The 15,546-nt window shown below is 68.1% G+C and carries 13 protein-coding genes and 1 pseudogene; 4 read left to right on the forward strand and 10 right to left on the reverse strand.

The features are described from left to right. Window positions 1-1,214, reverse strand: a pseudogene (locus ACFTZB_RS31020) (pyruvate dehydrogenase); the annotation flags it as partial. 221 nt (window positions 1,215-1,435) lie between these two features. Between ACFTZB_RS31020 and ACFTZB_RS31025 the strand changes: the two are divergent. Beyond that, window positions 1,436-2,518, forward strand: coding sequence for a M48 family metallopeptidase (locus ACFTZB_RS31025; RefSeq protein WP_378437339.1), 1,083 nt, complete (start codon window positions 1,436-1,438; stop codon window positions 2,516-2,518). Window positions 2,519-2,521: 3 nt separating this feature from the next. Here ACFTZB_RS31025 and ACFTZB_RS31030 read toward each other — a convergent pair whose 3' ends face one another. Continuing rightward, on the reverse strand, window positions 2,522-4,885 hold the full coding sequence (locus ACFTZB_RS31030) for an arylsulfatase (RefSeq protein ID WP_378437364.1): 2,364 nt from the start codon (window positions 4,883-4,885) through the stop codon (window positions 2,522-2,524). Window positions 4,886-5,160: 275 nt separating this feature from the next. On the opposite strand from ACFTZB_RS31030, the gene ACFTZB_RS31035 reads away from it, so the two are divergent. Continuing rightward, entirely contained in the window at window positions 5,161-6,306 is a 1,146-nt protein-coding gene (locus ACFTZB_RS31035; RefSeq protein ID WP_378437341.1) for an aromatic acid exporter family protein, read from the forward strand. Between the two features lie 9 nt (window positions 6,307-6,315). On the opposite strand, the gene ACFTZB_RS31040 is transcribed toward ACFTZB_RS31035, so the two are convergent. The 6 genes from ACFTZB_RS31040 to pdhA all read right to left on the reverse strand — a co-directional run bounded on the left by ACFTZB_RS31040 (window position 6,316) and on the right by pdhA (window position 11,992). Next, the gene (locus tag ACFTZB_RS31040; protein ID WP_378437343.1) at window positions 6,316-6,711 is read right to left on the reverse strand and encodes a VOC family protein; all 396 of its coding nucleotides are present in this window, start codon (window positions 6,709-6,711) and stop codon (window positions 6,316-6,318) included. Window positions 6,712-6,720: 9 nt separating this feature from the next. Beyond that, on the reverse strand, window positions 6,721-7,146 hold the full coding sequence (locus tag ACFTZB_RS31045) for a VOC family protein (RefSeq protein ID WP_378437346.1): 426 nt from the start codon (window positions 7,144-7,146) through the stop codon (window positions 6,721-6,723). Window positions 7,147-7,253: 107 nt separating this feature from the next. Beyond that, window positions 7,254-8,627, reverse strand: a complete 1,374-nt coding sequence (gene lpdA / locus ACFTZB_RS31050) for a dihydrolipoyl dehydrogenase (RefSeq protein ID WP_378437348.1) — start codon at window positions 8,625-8,627, stop codon at window positions 7,254-7,256. Continuing rightward, a complete protein-coding gene (locus ACFTZB_RS31055) occupies window positions 8,628-9,851 on the reverse strand; it encodes a dihydrolipoamide acetyltransferase family protein (protein WP_378437350.1) in 1,224 nt (407 codons plus the stop codon). It abuts the gene before it with no gap. Then, window positions 9,848-10,852 carry an alpha-ketoacid dehydrogenase subunit beta gene (locus tag ACFTZB_RS31060; protein ID WP_378437351.1) on the reverse strand — a complete coding sequence of 335 codons (1,005 nt, stop codon included), beginning with the start codon at window positions 10,850-10,852 and terminating at the stop codon, window positions 9,848-9,850. Before ACFTZB_RS31060 ends, ACFTZB_RS31055 begins: the two co-directional genes overlap by 4 nt. A gap of 3 nt (window positions 10,853-10,855) precedes the next feature. Next, a complete protein-coding gene (gene pdhA / locus ACFTZB_RS31065; protein ID WP_378437353.1) occupies window positions 10,856-11,992 on the reverse strand; it encodes a pyruvate dehydrogenase (acetyl-transferring) E1 component subunit alpha in 1,137 nt (378 codons plus the stop codon). Between the two features lie 135 nt (window positions 11,993-12,127). Here pdhA and ACFTZB_RS31070 point away from each other — a divergent pair, with 135 nt between their 5' ends. Then, a complete protein-coding gene (locus ACFTZB_RS31070; protein WP_378437355.1) occupies window positions 12,128-12,604 on the forward strand; it encodes an Lrp/AsnC family transcriptional regulator in 477 nt (158 codons plus the stop codon). A gap of 21 nt (window positions 12,605-12,625) precedes the next feature. After that, entirely contained in the window at window positions 12,626-13,294 is a 669-nt protein-coding gene (locus tag ACFTZB_RS31075) for an AIM24 family protein (protein WP_378437357.1), read from the forward strand. A gap of 21 nt (window positions 13,295-13,315) precedes the next feature. On the opposite strand, the gene ACFTZB_RS31080 is transcribed toward ACFTZB_RS31075, so the two are convergent. After that, window positions 13,316-14,764: a PepSY-associated TM helix domain-containing protein gene (locus ACFTZB_RS31080; protein ID WP_378437359.1), complete on the reverse strand. Its 1,449-nt coding sequence runs from the start codon at window positions 14,762-14,764 to the stop codon at window positions 13,316-13,318. Window positions 14,765-14,984: 220 nt separating this feature from the next. Then, window positions 14,985-15,515 carry a hypothetical protein gene (locus ACFTZB_RS31085; RefSeq protein ID WP_378437361.1) on the reverse strand — a complete coding sequence of 177 codons (531 nt, stop codon included), beginning with the start codon at window positions 15,513-15,515 and terminating at the stop codon, window positions 14,985-14,987. Between the last annotated feature and the right edge of the window lie 31 nt (window positions 15,516-15,546).

Below are 15,546 nucleotides of genomic sequence, written 5' to 3' on the forward strand. Positions count from 1 at the left end.
GGATCCATCCCCAGTTCGGCCGCCAACTGCTCGTACTGCTCGACCGTCAGCAACGACGAATGATTCTGCGGATGCCCCTGCGTCGGCAGGCCGCGACCCTTGATCGTGTACGCGATGATCACCGTCGGCCGGGTGTCATCGATCCGCGCATACGCCGCCCGCAGCGCGTCCAGGTCGTGCCCACCCAGATTCCGGATCGCCGCCAGCAGGGTGGTGTCATCCAACTCGCCGATCAGGGCCGCGATCGCCGGGGCGTCGGGGCCGTCGCCGGGCAGCCGCCCCCGCACCTGTTCGGCGTCGCAGCGCAACAGCCGCTGGTATTCCGGGTTCGGCATGTCCAAAATCCGCGACCGCAGCGCCGGACCACCCGCCCGGGTGAACAACGACTCCAGCAGCGTCCCGAACTTCACCGTGATCACCTGCCACCCCGCCGCCGCAAACATGGATTCGAGCCGGCCGGCGGCAATGTTCGGCACCACCCGGTCCAGGGACTGCCGGTTCAAATCGACGATCCACACGATCTCCCCGAGTTCGGCGACCGAGGTGTCCAGGATCGCCTCCCACACCGCGCCCTCGTCCAACTCCGCATCCCCGACCAGCGAGTACTGCCGGCCCGTCCCCGCCGAACCGATCTGAGTGTTCACATACCGGCGGGCGATCGCACCCCAGATCGGGGCCGTGGCACCGATCCCCACCGACCCGGTCGAATAGTCCACCGGATCCGGATCTTTCGCCCGCGACGGATACGACTGCAGGCCACCGAACTCCCGCAACGTCGTCAGATACTTCTCGTCCAACTCCCCCAGCAGGTAGTTGATGCCGTGCAACACCGGCGACGCATGCGGTTTCACCGACACCCGATCCCCGGGCCGCAACTGCTCGAACCACAACGACGTCATGATCGACACCATCGACGCACACGACGCCTGATGCCCACCCACCTTCAACCCCGACGGATTCGGCCGAACCCGGTTGGCGTGATGGATCATCGACGTCGCCAACCACAACACCCGCTGCTCGATCTCCACGAGTGCTTCCGGAGTGCTCGTGCGCGGGGCGAGTTGGTTCGTGTGGGCATCGATCGTGCGGGCGTCGTTCATGGTGTCGTCCTTGCCTGTGAGTTCCGGGCACCGAATCCGATCCTCCTCGGCCCAGTTCGTGAGCGAGGCGGATCGGCGGTGACGGGCAGGCGGACCTGTGGGAACCGTCCTCACCGCATCGTCGAGGTCTCGAGTGCAGATCTCTCACATCAGTCGACCATCGGAACGCACTTTGAGCAATACCGGTGACCAAACTCGAGCATCCTGCGCATTCACGGAGCGGACGAGGCGGTCGGCGGTTGGCAAAATGCCCAGCACGACCGTCGTCGCGACCGCCCGGCGCTACCCTGACCGGGAGGGCTGTTCACCGCGCACACCAACTCAGGGGGATCGACTTGACCACCACACCAGACCGCGTTCGCACGGCGTTCCCAGACATCAGTTCGCGGGCGTGGGAGCACCCCGCGGACCGGGCGGCGCTCGTCACCCTGCGCACGCTGACGGGGTTCGACACCGTCTTCAGGACCATCTCGGGTCTGCTGCAGGAGCGTCAGCACCGGCTGATGTACCTGGCCACGTCGGTGCGCGTCGACGAACGACAGTTCAGCGATCTCCACGACCTCCGCAGCGACTGCGTGCGGATCCTCGGCGCCGACGAGACCCCCGAGCTGTTCGTGCTGCAGACCCCGGTGGTGAATGCCTTCACCATCGGCATGGACCGGCCGTTCATCGTGGTCACCACCGGGTTGCTCGACGTGATGAATTACGAAGAGCAGCGGTTCGTCATCGGTCACGAACTCGGGCATGCGCTGTCCGGGCACGCGGTGTACCGCACGATACTCATGCATCTGATGCGGCTGGCCGGGACCATCGGCTGGATGCCCATCGGCGGGTGGGCGCTGCGGGCGATCATCGCCGCGCTCATGGAATGGCAGCGCAAGTCCGAACTGTCCGGCGACCGTGCCGGATTGTTGTGCGGGCAGGACGTCCACACCGCCCTCCGCGTGCAGCTGAAGCTGGCAGGCGGTTCCCGGGTGAGTGAGATCGACACCGACGCCTTTCTGGCCCAGGCCGCGGAGTACGACGCCAGCGGGGACCTCCGCGACGGCGTCCTCAAGCTCCTCAACATCGAACTGCTCGCCCACCCGTTCTCGGTGCTGCGGGCCGCCGAGTTGAAGAAATGGGTCGACAGCGGCGCCTACGCCGCGATCCTGCGCGGGGAGTATCCGCGCCGGCACGAGGACGACGACGCGAAGATCAGCGAAGAGTTCCGCAAGGCCGCGAAGACGTACAAGCAGAATTTCGACGCCTCCAACGACCCGCTGATCCGGATGCTCCGCGAGATCGGCAGCGGACTGGGCTCGACGGTCGACGCCGTCGGTAACGGTGTCGGCGACGTCGCGACCGACATCAAGGAACGCTTCACCCACTGGCGCCGGAACTCCGACGGAAAGAAGGATTCCGGCGGCGACAGCTGACCGTCAGTCGGCCATTGCCTCGGCCAGCTCCTCGACCTCCTGGATGACCGGTTCGGGCACCCGCACCGGTCCGGGGGTGTAGGTGACCGACCGCAGTCGGCCGGTGAATCGGAACGTCCCGCGCCGTTCCCGCAGATCCCACACCACCGGTCCGCGGGCGTCGACGCCCACCGAGATCCCGGTCCACGGCGCCATGCCGACGAGCTGGAACTGGTCGTCGAGGGTGGCGACGTCGGTGGTCACCCCGGCCGCATCGGTGAGCGCGACGGTGAAGTTCCACCGGACGGATTCGGTCGCCTCGGCCCGCACCTGCACACCGACCACACCCTCGCCCAGAGGCGCCGACGTGCGTGCGACGCGGCCGTAGCTGTTGACCGCGAGCACGATTCGACCGTCCTCCACGTAGAGCACGTAACCGCCGTGCGGATCGCCGTGCGCGACGAGCACTCCCTCCTCGCCTGCGGCGATCTCGTGCGTGGCGACGTCGATGGTGAAGTCGCGGTACTGGATCAGCACACTGGACCGATACCGTTCCAGCGTGGGTGTGCCCGCGAGGATCTTCACCGGTTCCGCGAGCCGGCGCTCGTCGGGCCGGCGCTGCACCGCCTTGCGGTCGTTGAGGATCGGGAACACGGTGTTGTGCCAGGCCGCCCGATCCCATGCCTCGGCCAGTTCCCGCACCTTCTCGGGGAAGAGGTGTGCGACGTCGGCCGTCTCGGCGGGGTCGGATTCGACGTCGAACAGTTGCCACTGCGGATCGTCGACCCGGGTCGGATCCGTGTGCAGCGACAGCAGTTTCCAGCCGTCCCGGTAGAACCCGCGGTGACCGCCGAACTCGGCGTACTGCTCCGTGTGCGGGGTGGGCTGCGCGGCGTCCCGCAGGACGTCGGCGATGCTGACGCCGTCCCGCTCCTGCGCGGGAAGCCCGTTCCGATGGGTCGGCGTCTCGAGTCCGGCCAGGTCCAGGAGGGTCGGGGTGATGTCGGTGACGTAGGAGTAGTGCTTGCGCAGCCCGGTGTCGCCATCGGCGCGCCGGAGCCCGGCGGGCCAGGACAGCAGGAACGGCACCCGGACACCGCCGGCGAACGTCTGCCCCTTGTAGAACCGGAACGGCGTGTTCGAGGCCTGACCCCACCCGCGCGGGTAGTGGACGCCGATCTTCTCCGAGCCGATCAGTTCCTCGTCGTGCGGGACGTCGCGCACCCAGTCGGACGGCACCGGTCCGTGCACGAATTGGCTGAAGTACGAACGGGTTCCCGCCGCACCACCTTCAGCGGTGCCGCCGTTGTCGGAGGTGAACACGATGATGGTGTTGTCGGTTTCGCCGAGTTCGTCGAGGGTGTCGAGGACCCGGCCCACGCTCTGATCGATGCTGTCGACCATGGCAGCGTAGACCTCCTGGTACCGGGCGAACCGCAACTGCTCCTCTTCGGTGAGCTCGTCCCACGGCGGGGCGTCGTAGCCGGGTTCGGTGTTCCGCTCGGCGATCGGCGTTCCGGAAGGGAAGAAGCCGGCCTCGACCTGGGCATCGAACCGGTTGCGTCGCACGGCGTCCCAGCCCTCGGCATAGCGGCCGCGGTACTTCGCGAGGTCTTCGGGCTTGGCCTGGTGCGGCCCGTGCATGGCGATGTGCGAGAAGTACAGGAAGAACGGCTTGTCGGCGTCGTGTGCGCGCAGGCTCTTGATGCGCGCGACGGCTTTGTCGGTGATGTCGTCGGTGACGTAGTAGTCCGACGGGTACTCCTCGACGTCGACCACCGAATTGTCGGAGATCAACTCGTTCGGATAGTAGAAGGAATTCAGCCCTTCGAGGGATCCGTAGTAGCTGTCGAATCCGCGTTGCAGCGGCCAGGAGTCGCGGGTGCGCCCCGGCGCGAGGTTGGTGTCGCGCGCGAGATGCCACTTCCCCACCGCGTGCGTGGCGTACCCGTTCGCGCGGAGGATCTCGGCGAGGCTCAGCGCGTCGTCGGCCAGTTCCATCCGCAGTCCGGGGAAGCCGGGGTCGAAGTTCGCGACGCTGCCGTATCCGGCGCGGTGCGGGTTCAGCCCGGTAAGCAGCGCAGCGCGGGCCGGAGAGCAGACCGAGGTGGTGTGGTAGTTCGACAGCCGGTAGCCGCTGTCGGCGAGCCGGTTCAGGTTGGGGGTGTCGATTTCGGAACCGAACGGCCCGATGTCCGCATAGCCCATGTCGTCGATGAGGATCACCACGATGTTCGGCGCTCCGGCCGGGGCCTTCGTCTCCGGCTTCCACCACGGCGTCGACTCCGCGCTCGTCCGCCCGATGCGTCCGCCGAATCCGTCGTACCCTCGCGCGCCCGACGGGATCTGCTGCTGACCGTCGACACCACCGGTTCCGTTACTTCCCACTTCGGGCACGCGCGCAATCCCTTCACTCACGGAGAAAGGATTTCCCCGCACATGTGGGGGAATCGTACGGATGCTCACGACCCCGGCGAGTGGTTTGAATCACGAAGATTCCAAACCGCGTTCACCCGTTGTGACCTGCATCGCCCGAAACCCGTGGCAGAACGTGATCTGCGCAATGAAAGGGGCCACTTTTACACGCGCGTAAGAATTTCAGGACAGGATTTGCGGTGAACGTGCTCCTGCCCGCGTGTGATCGTCCAGAAAGCTGTACCACTGTGCTCCAGCTCATCTCGATTCTCGGCCTCCTCCGACGTGCCGGCTCCACCGCGTGGCCGTCGCTGCGCACCGCGTTGCTTCGCTTCGCGGGGTACCTGGTGCCGATTGCGCAGACGGCGGTCACCGCGGGGGCGGCGTGGTGGGTGTCGGTCGAGGTGGCCGGTCACGAGCAGCCGTTGCTGGCCCCGCTGGCCGCCGTCGTGTGCCTGAGCGTCGCGCGTGGCGCCCGCAGCCGCCGCGCCGGTGAACTCATCGCCGGTGTCACCATCGGAACGATCGTGTCGGACGTCGTCGTGCGGTACATCGGCAACGGCCCGTGGCAGATCTGCCTCGTGGTGGCGGTGGCCATGTCTCTGGCGGTGCTCCTCGACGGTGGTTCGGTGATCGTGCTGCAGTCGGGTTCGTCGGCGGCGTTGGTCGCGGCGATGGCGTCCGCGACCGCAGCGCACCCGTTCGATCGGGTCGTCGATGCGTTGATCGGCGGTGCGCTCAGTCTGGTGGCGTTGTCCGTGTTGCCCACCGACCCCGTGCGACGGACGCGCCGGTGTGCCGCCGCGGTGCTGGACAGCGTGTCCGCGGCCCTCCGGCAGACGTCGAAGGGGCTGGCCGACGGTGATGTCTCCGCGCTGGAGGACGCTCTCGCACTTGCCCGTTCGACGCAGTCGACCATCGACAGCATGCGCGTCGAACTGCGCTCCGGATCCGAGGTGGCACGGATCTCGCCGATTCACTGGCGGGGACGTCGCCGCATCGGCCGGCTCGCGTCGATCGCGGACCCGATCGACAACGCCGCACGCAACACCCGGGTTCTGGTGCGGCGGGCCCTGATCGCCACGTACGACGGCGAGCGGGTGGATCCGCAGTTGGCGGCCGCCGTCGCCGAACTGGCGCACCTCGCCGACCGGATGCGGCTGATGATTCTCGCGACTCCCGCGACGAAGCCCAACGAAATCCAGCTCAGCGACGAACTCGAACGGTTCGCGCGCTCACTGCCGCAGCAGGAGATCTCGGCCGGGTTCTCCGCAGCGGTCGTGTCCGCGCAGGTCCGATCGATCGTGATCGACTTCTTCGAGGTGTGCGGCATCCCGCGCGCCGTCTGCCGTCCGATGCTGCCCCGCCCCGCCCAGTACGCGGGAGCCGCGTAGCCCGGCAGCTCAGGACAGGTCGAGCCGGCACTCCTCAGGCGCGCGGGAGTTGTCGATGACGCAGAACCGGTTGCCCTCGCTGTCCGCCAGCACCACGAAGTCCGAGTCCTCCGGGTACCGGTCCCACGGCACCCGCTGCGCGCCGAGACCGACGAGACGTTCGATCTCGGCGGCCTGATCCTCGCGGTCGCGGGCGTGCAGGTCGAGGTGCAGCCGTGGCTCGGGTTCCGCGTCGTGTTCGCTCTGCTGGATCGCGAGTACCGGTCGGCCGTCGGGCCGCGTCAGGTTGGTGAAGTCGTTGTCGCCGACCGGAGGGCTCGCGGTCAATCCGAGTGCCTCGGTCCAGAACCGGACTGCGCGGTCGACGTCGCGTGCCCCGATCACGGTCGTTCCCAAGATGAGCATGAACCGAACCTATCCGCTGAGCCGAGCCGGGGTGGACGGAATCAACGGCTTCTCCGCCCGCGCCCTGATCTGCTGGACCGCCCACGTATTGCCGTCGGGATCGGCGAATCCGAAGAACGTTCCCCCGTCGCGCTCGTCGAACACGGTGATCTCACTGACCTCGACACCCCGGTCGAGCAACTCCTGCCGGGCCGCGGTCGCGTCGGCCACCACCAACTGCAATCCCCTCATCGACCCCGGTGCCATCTCCGTGTGCGACGGGAGGTCGCCGATCACGATCGAACACCCCGAACCGGGAGGCGTCAGCTGAACGACGTGCATGTGCTCGTTGGTGGTGTCGTGATCGAGATGAAAACCGAGCTTGTCGCGGTAGAACGCGACGGAACGATCGATGTCACCGACGGGCAGAACGACCACTTCGAGAGTCCAGTCCATGATGCGAATTCCTCCGTAGCTGGGTGGTGTACCTGGGAGCGAAACTGCTCCGCATCAGATAGTGGCACCGTTCCGCTTCGCGTGGTGGCGCATCGACGACGCCGCGCTCAGCCGTGCGTGTGGAGCGGCTTCCCCGACAACGCGAGCATCGCCTCCCCCAGCGCCTCGTTCTGCGTGGGGTGCGCGTGGACGAACGGCGCCACGTCGGTGGGCAGAGCCTCCCAGGCGACGGTCAGCTGGGCCTCGCCGATGAGTTCGCCGACGCGGTCGCCGACCATGTGCACACCCACCACCGGGCCGGTGTCCCCGGCCCGGACGACCTTGATCCCACCCGACGTTCGCAGGATCTGGCTCTTGCCGTTGCCTGCGAGGTCGTACACCACGGACGTCGCGTCGCCGTGCCGTTCGCGGGCGGCGTCCTCGGTGAGGCCGACGGACGCGACCTCCGGATGTGAGTACGTCACCCGCGGAACGAGATCCTCGGCGACTGGGGCCGGGTCGAGCCCGGCGATCTCTTCGGCGACGAAGATACCCTGCTGGAAACCGCGGTGCGCCAACTGAAGTCCGGACACGATGTCCCCGACGGCATACACGCCGTCGACGGGGGTGCGGAGCCGGTCGTCGGTGGCGACGAACCCGCGGTCGAGGGTGATGCCGTGTTCGGCGAATCCGCAGTCTCCGGTGCGCGGCCCCCGCCCCACCGCGACGAGCATTATGTCCGCCTCGAGGGTGTCGGCGCCGTCGAGTTCCACGAGGACGCCGTCCGCGGTTTCCTTCACAACGGCGACCGTGACGCCCGTACGAGTGGAGATCCCGCGCTTGCGGAACGCGCGTTCGAGTTGCGTCGAGCACCACGGATCCTCCGCCGCGACCAGGCGAGGCAGTGCCTCGACGATGGTCACGTCCGCGCCGAACGACGCCCAGACACTGGCAAACTCGACACCGATCACGCCGCCCCCGAGGACGATGGCCTTCTCCGGGACGAACCCGAGGTTCAGGGCGTCGTCGCTGGTGACGATGCGCTCACCGAGCTCGATGGACGGAACGGTCCGGGCGTAGGACCCGGTGGCCAGCACCACGGACGTCCCGGTCCAGCGGGTTCCGTCCACCTCGATCGTTCTGTCTCCGAGATACTTTCCGTGCCCGTGCACGACGGACACCGCATGATGCGCGACCAGGCCCCGCAGCCCCTTGTGCAAGCGATCGATCGTGCCGTTCTTGTACCGGTGCACCGCGTCGATGTCGATGCCGTCGAACGTCGTTCGCACGCCGACCTCCGCACCGGTCCGTGCGGCGTCGGCGATCTCGGCGGAATGCAGCAGCGCCTTGGTGGGGATGCAGCCCCGGTGCAGGCAGGTTCCGCCGATCTTGTCCCCCTCGATCAGCGTGACCGACAGCCCGAGTTGCGCGGCCCGGAACGCGCAGGCGTAGCCGCCGGAACCGCCGCCGAGGATCAGGACGTCGCTGTGTGTGCCGGTCACCTACAGCCTCCCCAGCATGGTGATCGGATTCTCGATGAAGTCGGCGAACGATCTGAGGAACCCGCCTGCGACGCCGCCGTCACACACCCGGTGATCGAAACTCAGCGACACCTGCATCACCTTCCGGACTGCCAACTGCCCGTCCACGACCCACGGTTTGTCGACGATACGACCCACACCGAGGATCGCGGCCTCGGGATGGTTGATGATCGGGGTCGAACCGTCCACACCGAACACACCGTAGTTGTTGAGGGTGAACGTGCCCCCGGTCAGCCGCGACGGCGGGAGCTTCCCCTCACGGGCCAGCTCCGTGGTGTCCCGCAGCTGCCGGGCAAGGTCGACGGTCGTGAGCGAGTCGGCCTTCTCGATCACCGGGACGACCAGCCCGCGCGGGGTTTGCGCCGCAATGCCCAGGTGCACATGCCCGTATCGGACGATCTCGCCTCGTTCGGTGTCGACGGTCGAGTTCAGTTCCGGGTATCGCGCGAGCGCCGCGAGCGCCAGGCGGGCGAGCAGTGCCATCAGGCTGACCTTGTCGTCTTCGGTCAGTGCGGCGTTGATCGTGCGGCGGGCCTGCACGAGTTCGGTGGCGTCCACATCGACCCACGTCGTCGCGTCCGGAATTTCGCGGCGGCTCGTGGACAGCTTGTCGGCGACCGCTTTACGTAGGCCCGTGATCGGTATCCTCTGCACGTCAGGGGACTCGGGCGTGGTGGTGAGCGCCCGCTCGACGTCGGCGCGGGTGATCACACCACCGGGACCACTGCCCGGCAGCCGCGACAGGTCGAGGTCGTTCCGCCGCGCGAGGTTGCGGACGACCGGCGAGATGACCCGCGTCGCAGAAGCCGTGGGGGCCTGCGCGACTTCGCGGTTCGCGGCGACACGACGCCGGCGCCGACCGGTGTCCTCACTGGTGCCGTACCCGATCAGCACGTTGCCCGAGCCGGCCCTTTCTTCCTCGCGGTACTGCTCGTGCGCGGCAGGCGTTTTGCTCACGGTGATCAGCGGGGTGCCGACCTTCAGTGTCGAGCCTTCGTCGCCGTGCAGGGAGATCACCGTGCCCTCGAACGGAATCGGTACCTCGACCGCGGCTTTGGCGGTCTCGACCTCGACGACCACCTGGTCGACGGTGACGGTGTCGCCGACCCGGACTCGCCATTCGGCGATGTCGGCCTCGGTGAGTCCCTCCCCGAGGTCGGGGAGCAGGAAGACCTGGCCGCTCATGCTGTCACCGCCCATCGGGTGTCGGCGGAATCGTTCCACTGCAAGCGGTCGACGCTGTCGAGGACACGGTCGACGTTCGGCAGGTGCAGGCGTTCAAGTTTCGGCGCCGGGTACGGGATGTCGAATCCGCTGACCCGCAACACCGGGGCGTGCAGGTGATGGAAGCAGCGTTCCTGGACGCGGGCGGCGATCTCGGCGCCGACACCGGCGAATCCCTGCGCCTCCTGGATGACGATGCACCGACCGGTCTTCCGGACCGACGCCATGACCGTCTCGTCGTCGAACGGCACGATCGACCGCAGATCGATCACCTCGAGGTCGTGCCCTTCCGCCGCGGCGGCCTCGGCGGATTCGAGCGCGACGGTCACCGACGGACCGTAGGCGACGAGGGTCGCGTCTCGTCCCGGACGGCGGACGGCGGCCTGCCCGAGAGGCGCGCCCACCGCGAGGTCGACGTCGGCGCGGGAGAAGTACAGCCGTTTCGGCTCCAGGAAGATCACCGGGTCCGGGTCGTCGATCGCCGCCCGCAGCAGGGTGTAGGCGTCCTCGACGGTGGACGGGGCCACCACCTTCAGCCCCGGGGTGTGCGCGTAGTAGCCCTCGCTGGAATCGCAGTGATGCTCGACGCCGCCGATGCCGCCGGCGAACGGGATCCGGATGACGATCGGTACCGACAGCGCGCCCTTGGTGCGGTTCCGGATCTTCGCGACGTGCGAGACGATCTGCTCGAACGCCGGGTACGCGAACGCGTCGAACTGCATCTCGACGACGGGTGTGAACCCGGCCATCGCCATGCCGATGGCGAAGCCGATGATGCCGGATTCGGCGAGCGGGGTGTCGAAGCAGCGGTCGTCGCCGAAGTCGTGGGTCAGCCCGTCGGTGACCCGGAAGACGCCGCCGAGGGTGCCGACGTCCTCACCGAAGACGACGACGCTCTCGTCCGCGGCGAGCGCATCACGCAGTGCGGTGTTCAGGGCCTGAGCCATGGTGAGTGTGGGCATGATTCAGTGCTCCTCGGCTTCGGCGGCCAGTTCGGCCTGCACCTGGGCCTGCTGTTCGCGCAACTGTGGGGTGGGTTCGGCGAAGACGTGCCGGAACAGATCGAGCGGGTCGTGGGGACGGTCGACGTTCATTCCGGCGCGCAGGGCCGCGGCGGCGGTGTCGGCCTCGGCGGTCAACGTGTCGACGGCAGCGTCGTCGAGCAGGTTCCGGCCGCGTAGATACTTCTCGAGCCGGGTCAGCGGGTCGCGTCCGAGCCACTGCTCCACCTCGGACGAATCGCGGTAGCGGGTGGCGTCGTCGGCGTTGGTGTGCGCGTCGATCCGGTAGGTGTGGGCCTCGACGATGACCGGTCCGTTACCGGCCCGGACGAAGTTCGCTGCCTCGTCCATCACGGCGAGCATGGCGACCGGGTCGTTGCCGTCGACCTGCTCGCTGCCGATTCCGTAGCCGACGCCCTTGTGCGCCAACGTGGGTGCGGCGCTCTGCCGGGCGAGCGGCACACTGATCGCGAAACCGTTGTTCTGCACCAGGAACACCACCGGGGCCTGGAACACCGCGGCGAAGTTGAGGGCCTCGTGGAAGTCGCCCTCACTGGTCGCGCCGTCTCCGCAGAACGCGAGCGCGACGGTGTCGTTTCCTTTGCGGTGTTCGCCGTACGCCACACCGGTGGCGTGCAGCAACTGGGTGGCCAGCGGGGTGCACTGGGGTGCACTGCGATGGGCGGCGGGGTCGTAGCCACAGTGCCAGTCGCCGGCGAGCATGCTGAGGATTTCGACCGGGTCGATGCCGCGGGCGGCGAGCGCCACCGAGTCGCGGTAGGTGGGGAACATCCAATCGGTCGGTCGCAGGCTCATCGCCGCCGCGATCTGGCAGGCCTCTTGACCCCGCGAAGACGGATACACCGCGAGCCGGCCCTGCTTGGTCAGTGCCGTCGCCTGCTGATCGAAGCGCCTGCCCAGCACCATGTTCCGGTGCATCTCCACCAGACGGTCGTCGCCCGGCCTCGGGTACCGGGCCTCGCTCTCGGTGAGCGCGCCGGCCGAATCCAGATACTGCACCGCAGTGTCGGCGGGAAGGAACTTCCGATACGGCCTCGCCAGGGGCGGCTCTACGAGCGTCACGACTACCTCCAGATGCATTGTGTTCGTCAATGCTCGCAACTGAACGACCTATCGACAATGACTGGGCAGAATCAGAGACGAATGGCCTAGAATCGGCCAATCGGGGGCAGAATGTCTCACCGGAGCGTGAGCGACCACAGCAGGGATGGACAGATGGCCGAAGGCACCGAGGACACGTACGAACTCGACGCGATCGACCGACGCATCATCAAGGAACTCGTCGCCGACAGCCGCATCTCGATGCGCGCGCTGGCGGAGAAGGCCCACATCTCCCGCGCCCACGCGTACGTCCGCATCGAACGGTTGCAGGAAGCCGGGATCATCGAGGGCTTCACCACCCGCATCTCGCACTCCAAGGCGGGGCTGGGCTCGTCCGCATTCATCGCCCTGTCGATCAGGCAGGACTCGTGGCGGGGAATCTCCACCCAACTGCGGACATTGCCGTTCGTCGAGCACTTCTCGTTACTGGGCGGCGATTTCGACGTTCTCGTCCTCGTCCGCGCACCGGACAACAGCGCACTGCGTCACGTCGTCCTCGAACGATTGCAGAGCCTCGAAGGTGTGCAGGCGACCAAGACGTGGCTGATTTTCGAGGAAGCCAGCGGGCCCGGACCGGAGTGGATTCGTTGACGCGGCGGATACGATCGGAGCATGCGCAGCGACCTGATGCAGAACGCGGAACGCAATGGAGAACCGGGCACCTTCGTGCTCCAGAATCCCCGAATGCTCAAGGTGGACTTGACCGGAACCGGTGGCCACTTCTTCGCCCGGCAGGGCGCGATGGTCGCGTACCAGGGTGACGTCGACTTCTCGTACGAGGGCAGCGGCGGCGTCGGGAAATTCTTCAAGAAGGCGCTCACCGGTGAGGGCATGTCGCTGATGAAGGTGTCCGGCAGCGGTGACGTGTTCCTCGCCCGCGACGCCGACGAGATCTTCCTGCTCGAACTCGAGGATGAGTCGGTGACCGTCAACGGTTCGAACGTCCTCGCGTTCGACAGTTCCCTGAGCTGGGACATCCACCGCGTCGAGGGCGCGTCGATGCTCAGCGGCGGACTGTTCAACACCACGTTCACCGGGAGCGGTGTCCTCGCCGTCACCGTCTACGGCACCCCCGTCGTCCTGGACGTCGACACCCCCACCTTCGTCGACATGCAGAGTGCAGTGCTGTGGTCGACCGGCCTGCACTCGACGATCCGCAAGACCGCGAAGATGGCCGCCGCGATCGGCCGCGGGTCCGGTGAGGCGTACCAGCTGTGCCTCACCGGAAGCGGCGTCGTCGTCGTGCAGGCGTCGGAGGGGCACCCGGTTCCCAAGGCGTGACCGCGCGGGTGCCCCTGTCGATCACCCGGCCCGGGTACGGCCGAGGGCGCCGACCGCGACGTCGACGAGCAGGAACGCGACGAGGCTCAGTCCCAGCAGCGGGACGAACCAGCCGACGGGGACGACACAGGCGACTCCGGTCACGGCCGCGACCGGGTGGATGCGACGCCACGTGCCGCGCGCCGGCGGCCTGCCCACCGCCCGGGCAGTGCCTCGGGTGGGCCTGCGCCGCCACCAGAGGACGTAGCCGCGGACGATCACGGCGAGCAACGCCACCGCGAGAGCGGCCAGGATCAGCTGGTTGAGCAGACCGAACAGCAACCCCATGTGCAGGGCGATGCCCCAGGACGTCAGCTTCGCGGCGAGCGGCCAGTCGGCGAACCGCGACACGTCCGTCACCGTTCCCGTGGCCCCGTCGACGGCGATCGAGTCGGTCGAGAACTGCCACGGTTCGCGGGTCTGGGTGACCGTGAACGCGGTGCCCGCGTCCGCGGGCACGGTCGCCTCGACGGCGCCGGTGACACCGCTGCGCCGGGCCACGTCGAGGACGGTGTCGAGTTCGCCCACGTTCGTGTCGAGGATCCCCGGATCCGACGCGGGGGTGTGCCCGGCGCCGTGCCCGTCGTGGCCGCCCGAGGCAGCGCCGCCGGTAGTCGGAGCCGAGTCCAGTTTCTTGTCGATCTTGGGGGTGGTCCAGCTCAGGGCGGAGCGGAGTTCGCCGACGTTCTCGCCGGCGTACCGCGACCAGGTCAGGCCCGTCGCCGAGAGGAACACCAGACCGACCGCGATCCAGATCCCGACCACCCCGTGCCAGCTGAGGGTGCGGTTGCGTCCGCGGCTCGACCGGTCGAGCGTCCACAGCCGGGCGGCGTCCGCGTTCCGGGCCCGGGTCGTGCGGTACCGCTGCACCCACAGGTACACACCGCCGAGCGCGATGACCCAGAGCCACGACGCGGCGAGCTCGCTGTAGATACGGCCGGGCTCACCGAGGTGCAGATGCCGGTGCAACTGGGAAATCCAGGTCCGCATCGGCAGCGCCCCACTGCTGCCGTACACCACCAGTTCGCCCTTCGGCTGCGCGGTGGCGGGATCGACGAAGACCGCGAGTCGCTCGGATTCGCCCAGCCCGGGGTCGGTGAACATCACCTGCGTCGTCTCACCCGCTTCGGTCGCCGGGCGCACGGCCGCCACGGCGAGGTCCGGGCGAACCTGCTGCGCGGCCCGCACCTGCTCGGACATCGGCAGGTCGGGGCCGGCCGAGTCGACATGCAGGTAGTCGCGGTAGACGAGTTGCTCGACGGACGGCGCGAGGGCGTAGAGGCCGCCGCTGACGGCGGCGATTATCAGGAACGGTGCCACCAGAATCCCCGCGTAGAAGTGCAGGCGCAGGATCAGTGGCCGGACACTGCGCGGCGGCGAGGACGGGGCGGGCGCGACGGGTTTGTCGCGTTCGAGTTCGGGAATGGACATGACGGTCTCGATTCGAGTTCGGGTGAGGCGGGCAGCCTGCGCCGTCGAGGCCGCGCACGTCGGGGGTGCGCTGGGCAACTCGAGGTGAGGATGTTCCGCCTCGGGAAGGGATCGGCACCGGGACTCGCCGGGAGTCTGCTGGTGCCGTGTGAGAACACGCCGCCGACCGGCGAGCGACACGTCTTTTCCGTGTGCGCCGGGAGGGCGGTGAGAGGTTCGACTAGACGAGTGCGGGTGGTCCGCGGGTGCCGGCGCCCGCGGCGACCAGCAGCCACAACGACAGCTTCGCGCGGTAGACCGGGGTCGCCGACCAGGTGCCGGTATCGACCTGCAATGGGGCCAGGACGGCGAGAACGATGCGCGTCAGCGCCGCCAGGGCCCTCAGACAGGCACGTTCGGCGGCGCGAACCAGCACCGCGGCCACCGCAATGGCGGCGAGGTGCGCGGCGATCATCGGAGTGGACAGTCCCAGGCCGTGCGCATGATGCGCCGTCAACGCCAGCGTCGTGTGGCCGATCAACTGGCCCGCTGCGAGCACCGACAGCACGTACAACCATTCGCGGCTGGCCACCCGGATAGCGGCGACCGACGCGCCGACCGCGGCGCACGCGGCGAGAAGCAACACCACCGCGCCGTCACTCGGGGGCATCCCGCCTCCGGCGATACCGTGCGCGGCGATGCTGACCGCGCCGGACACTGAACCCACGACGGAGCCGCGCACCCGCGCGACCACATCCAGCCGTGAATTCACCCCGCGAGGGTACCGTCTCCCGCGCCTGTCT

It is taken from the genome of Rhodococcus sp. NPDC057014 (assembly GCF_042673295.1).
Lineage (GTDB): Bacteria > Actinomycetota > Actinomycetes > Mycobacteriales > Mycobacteriaceae > Rhodococcus_F.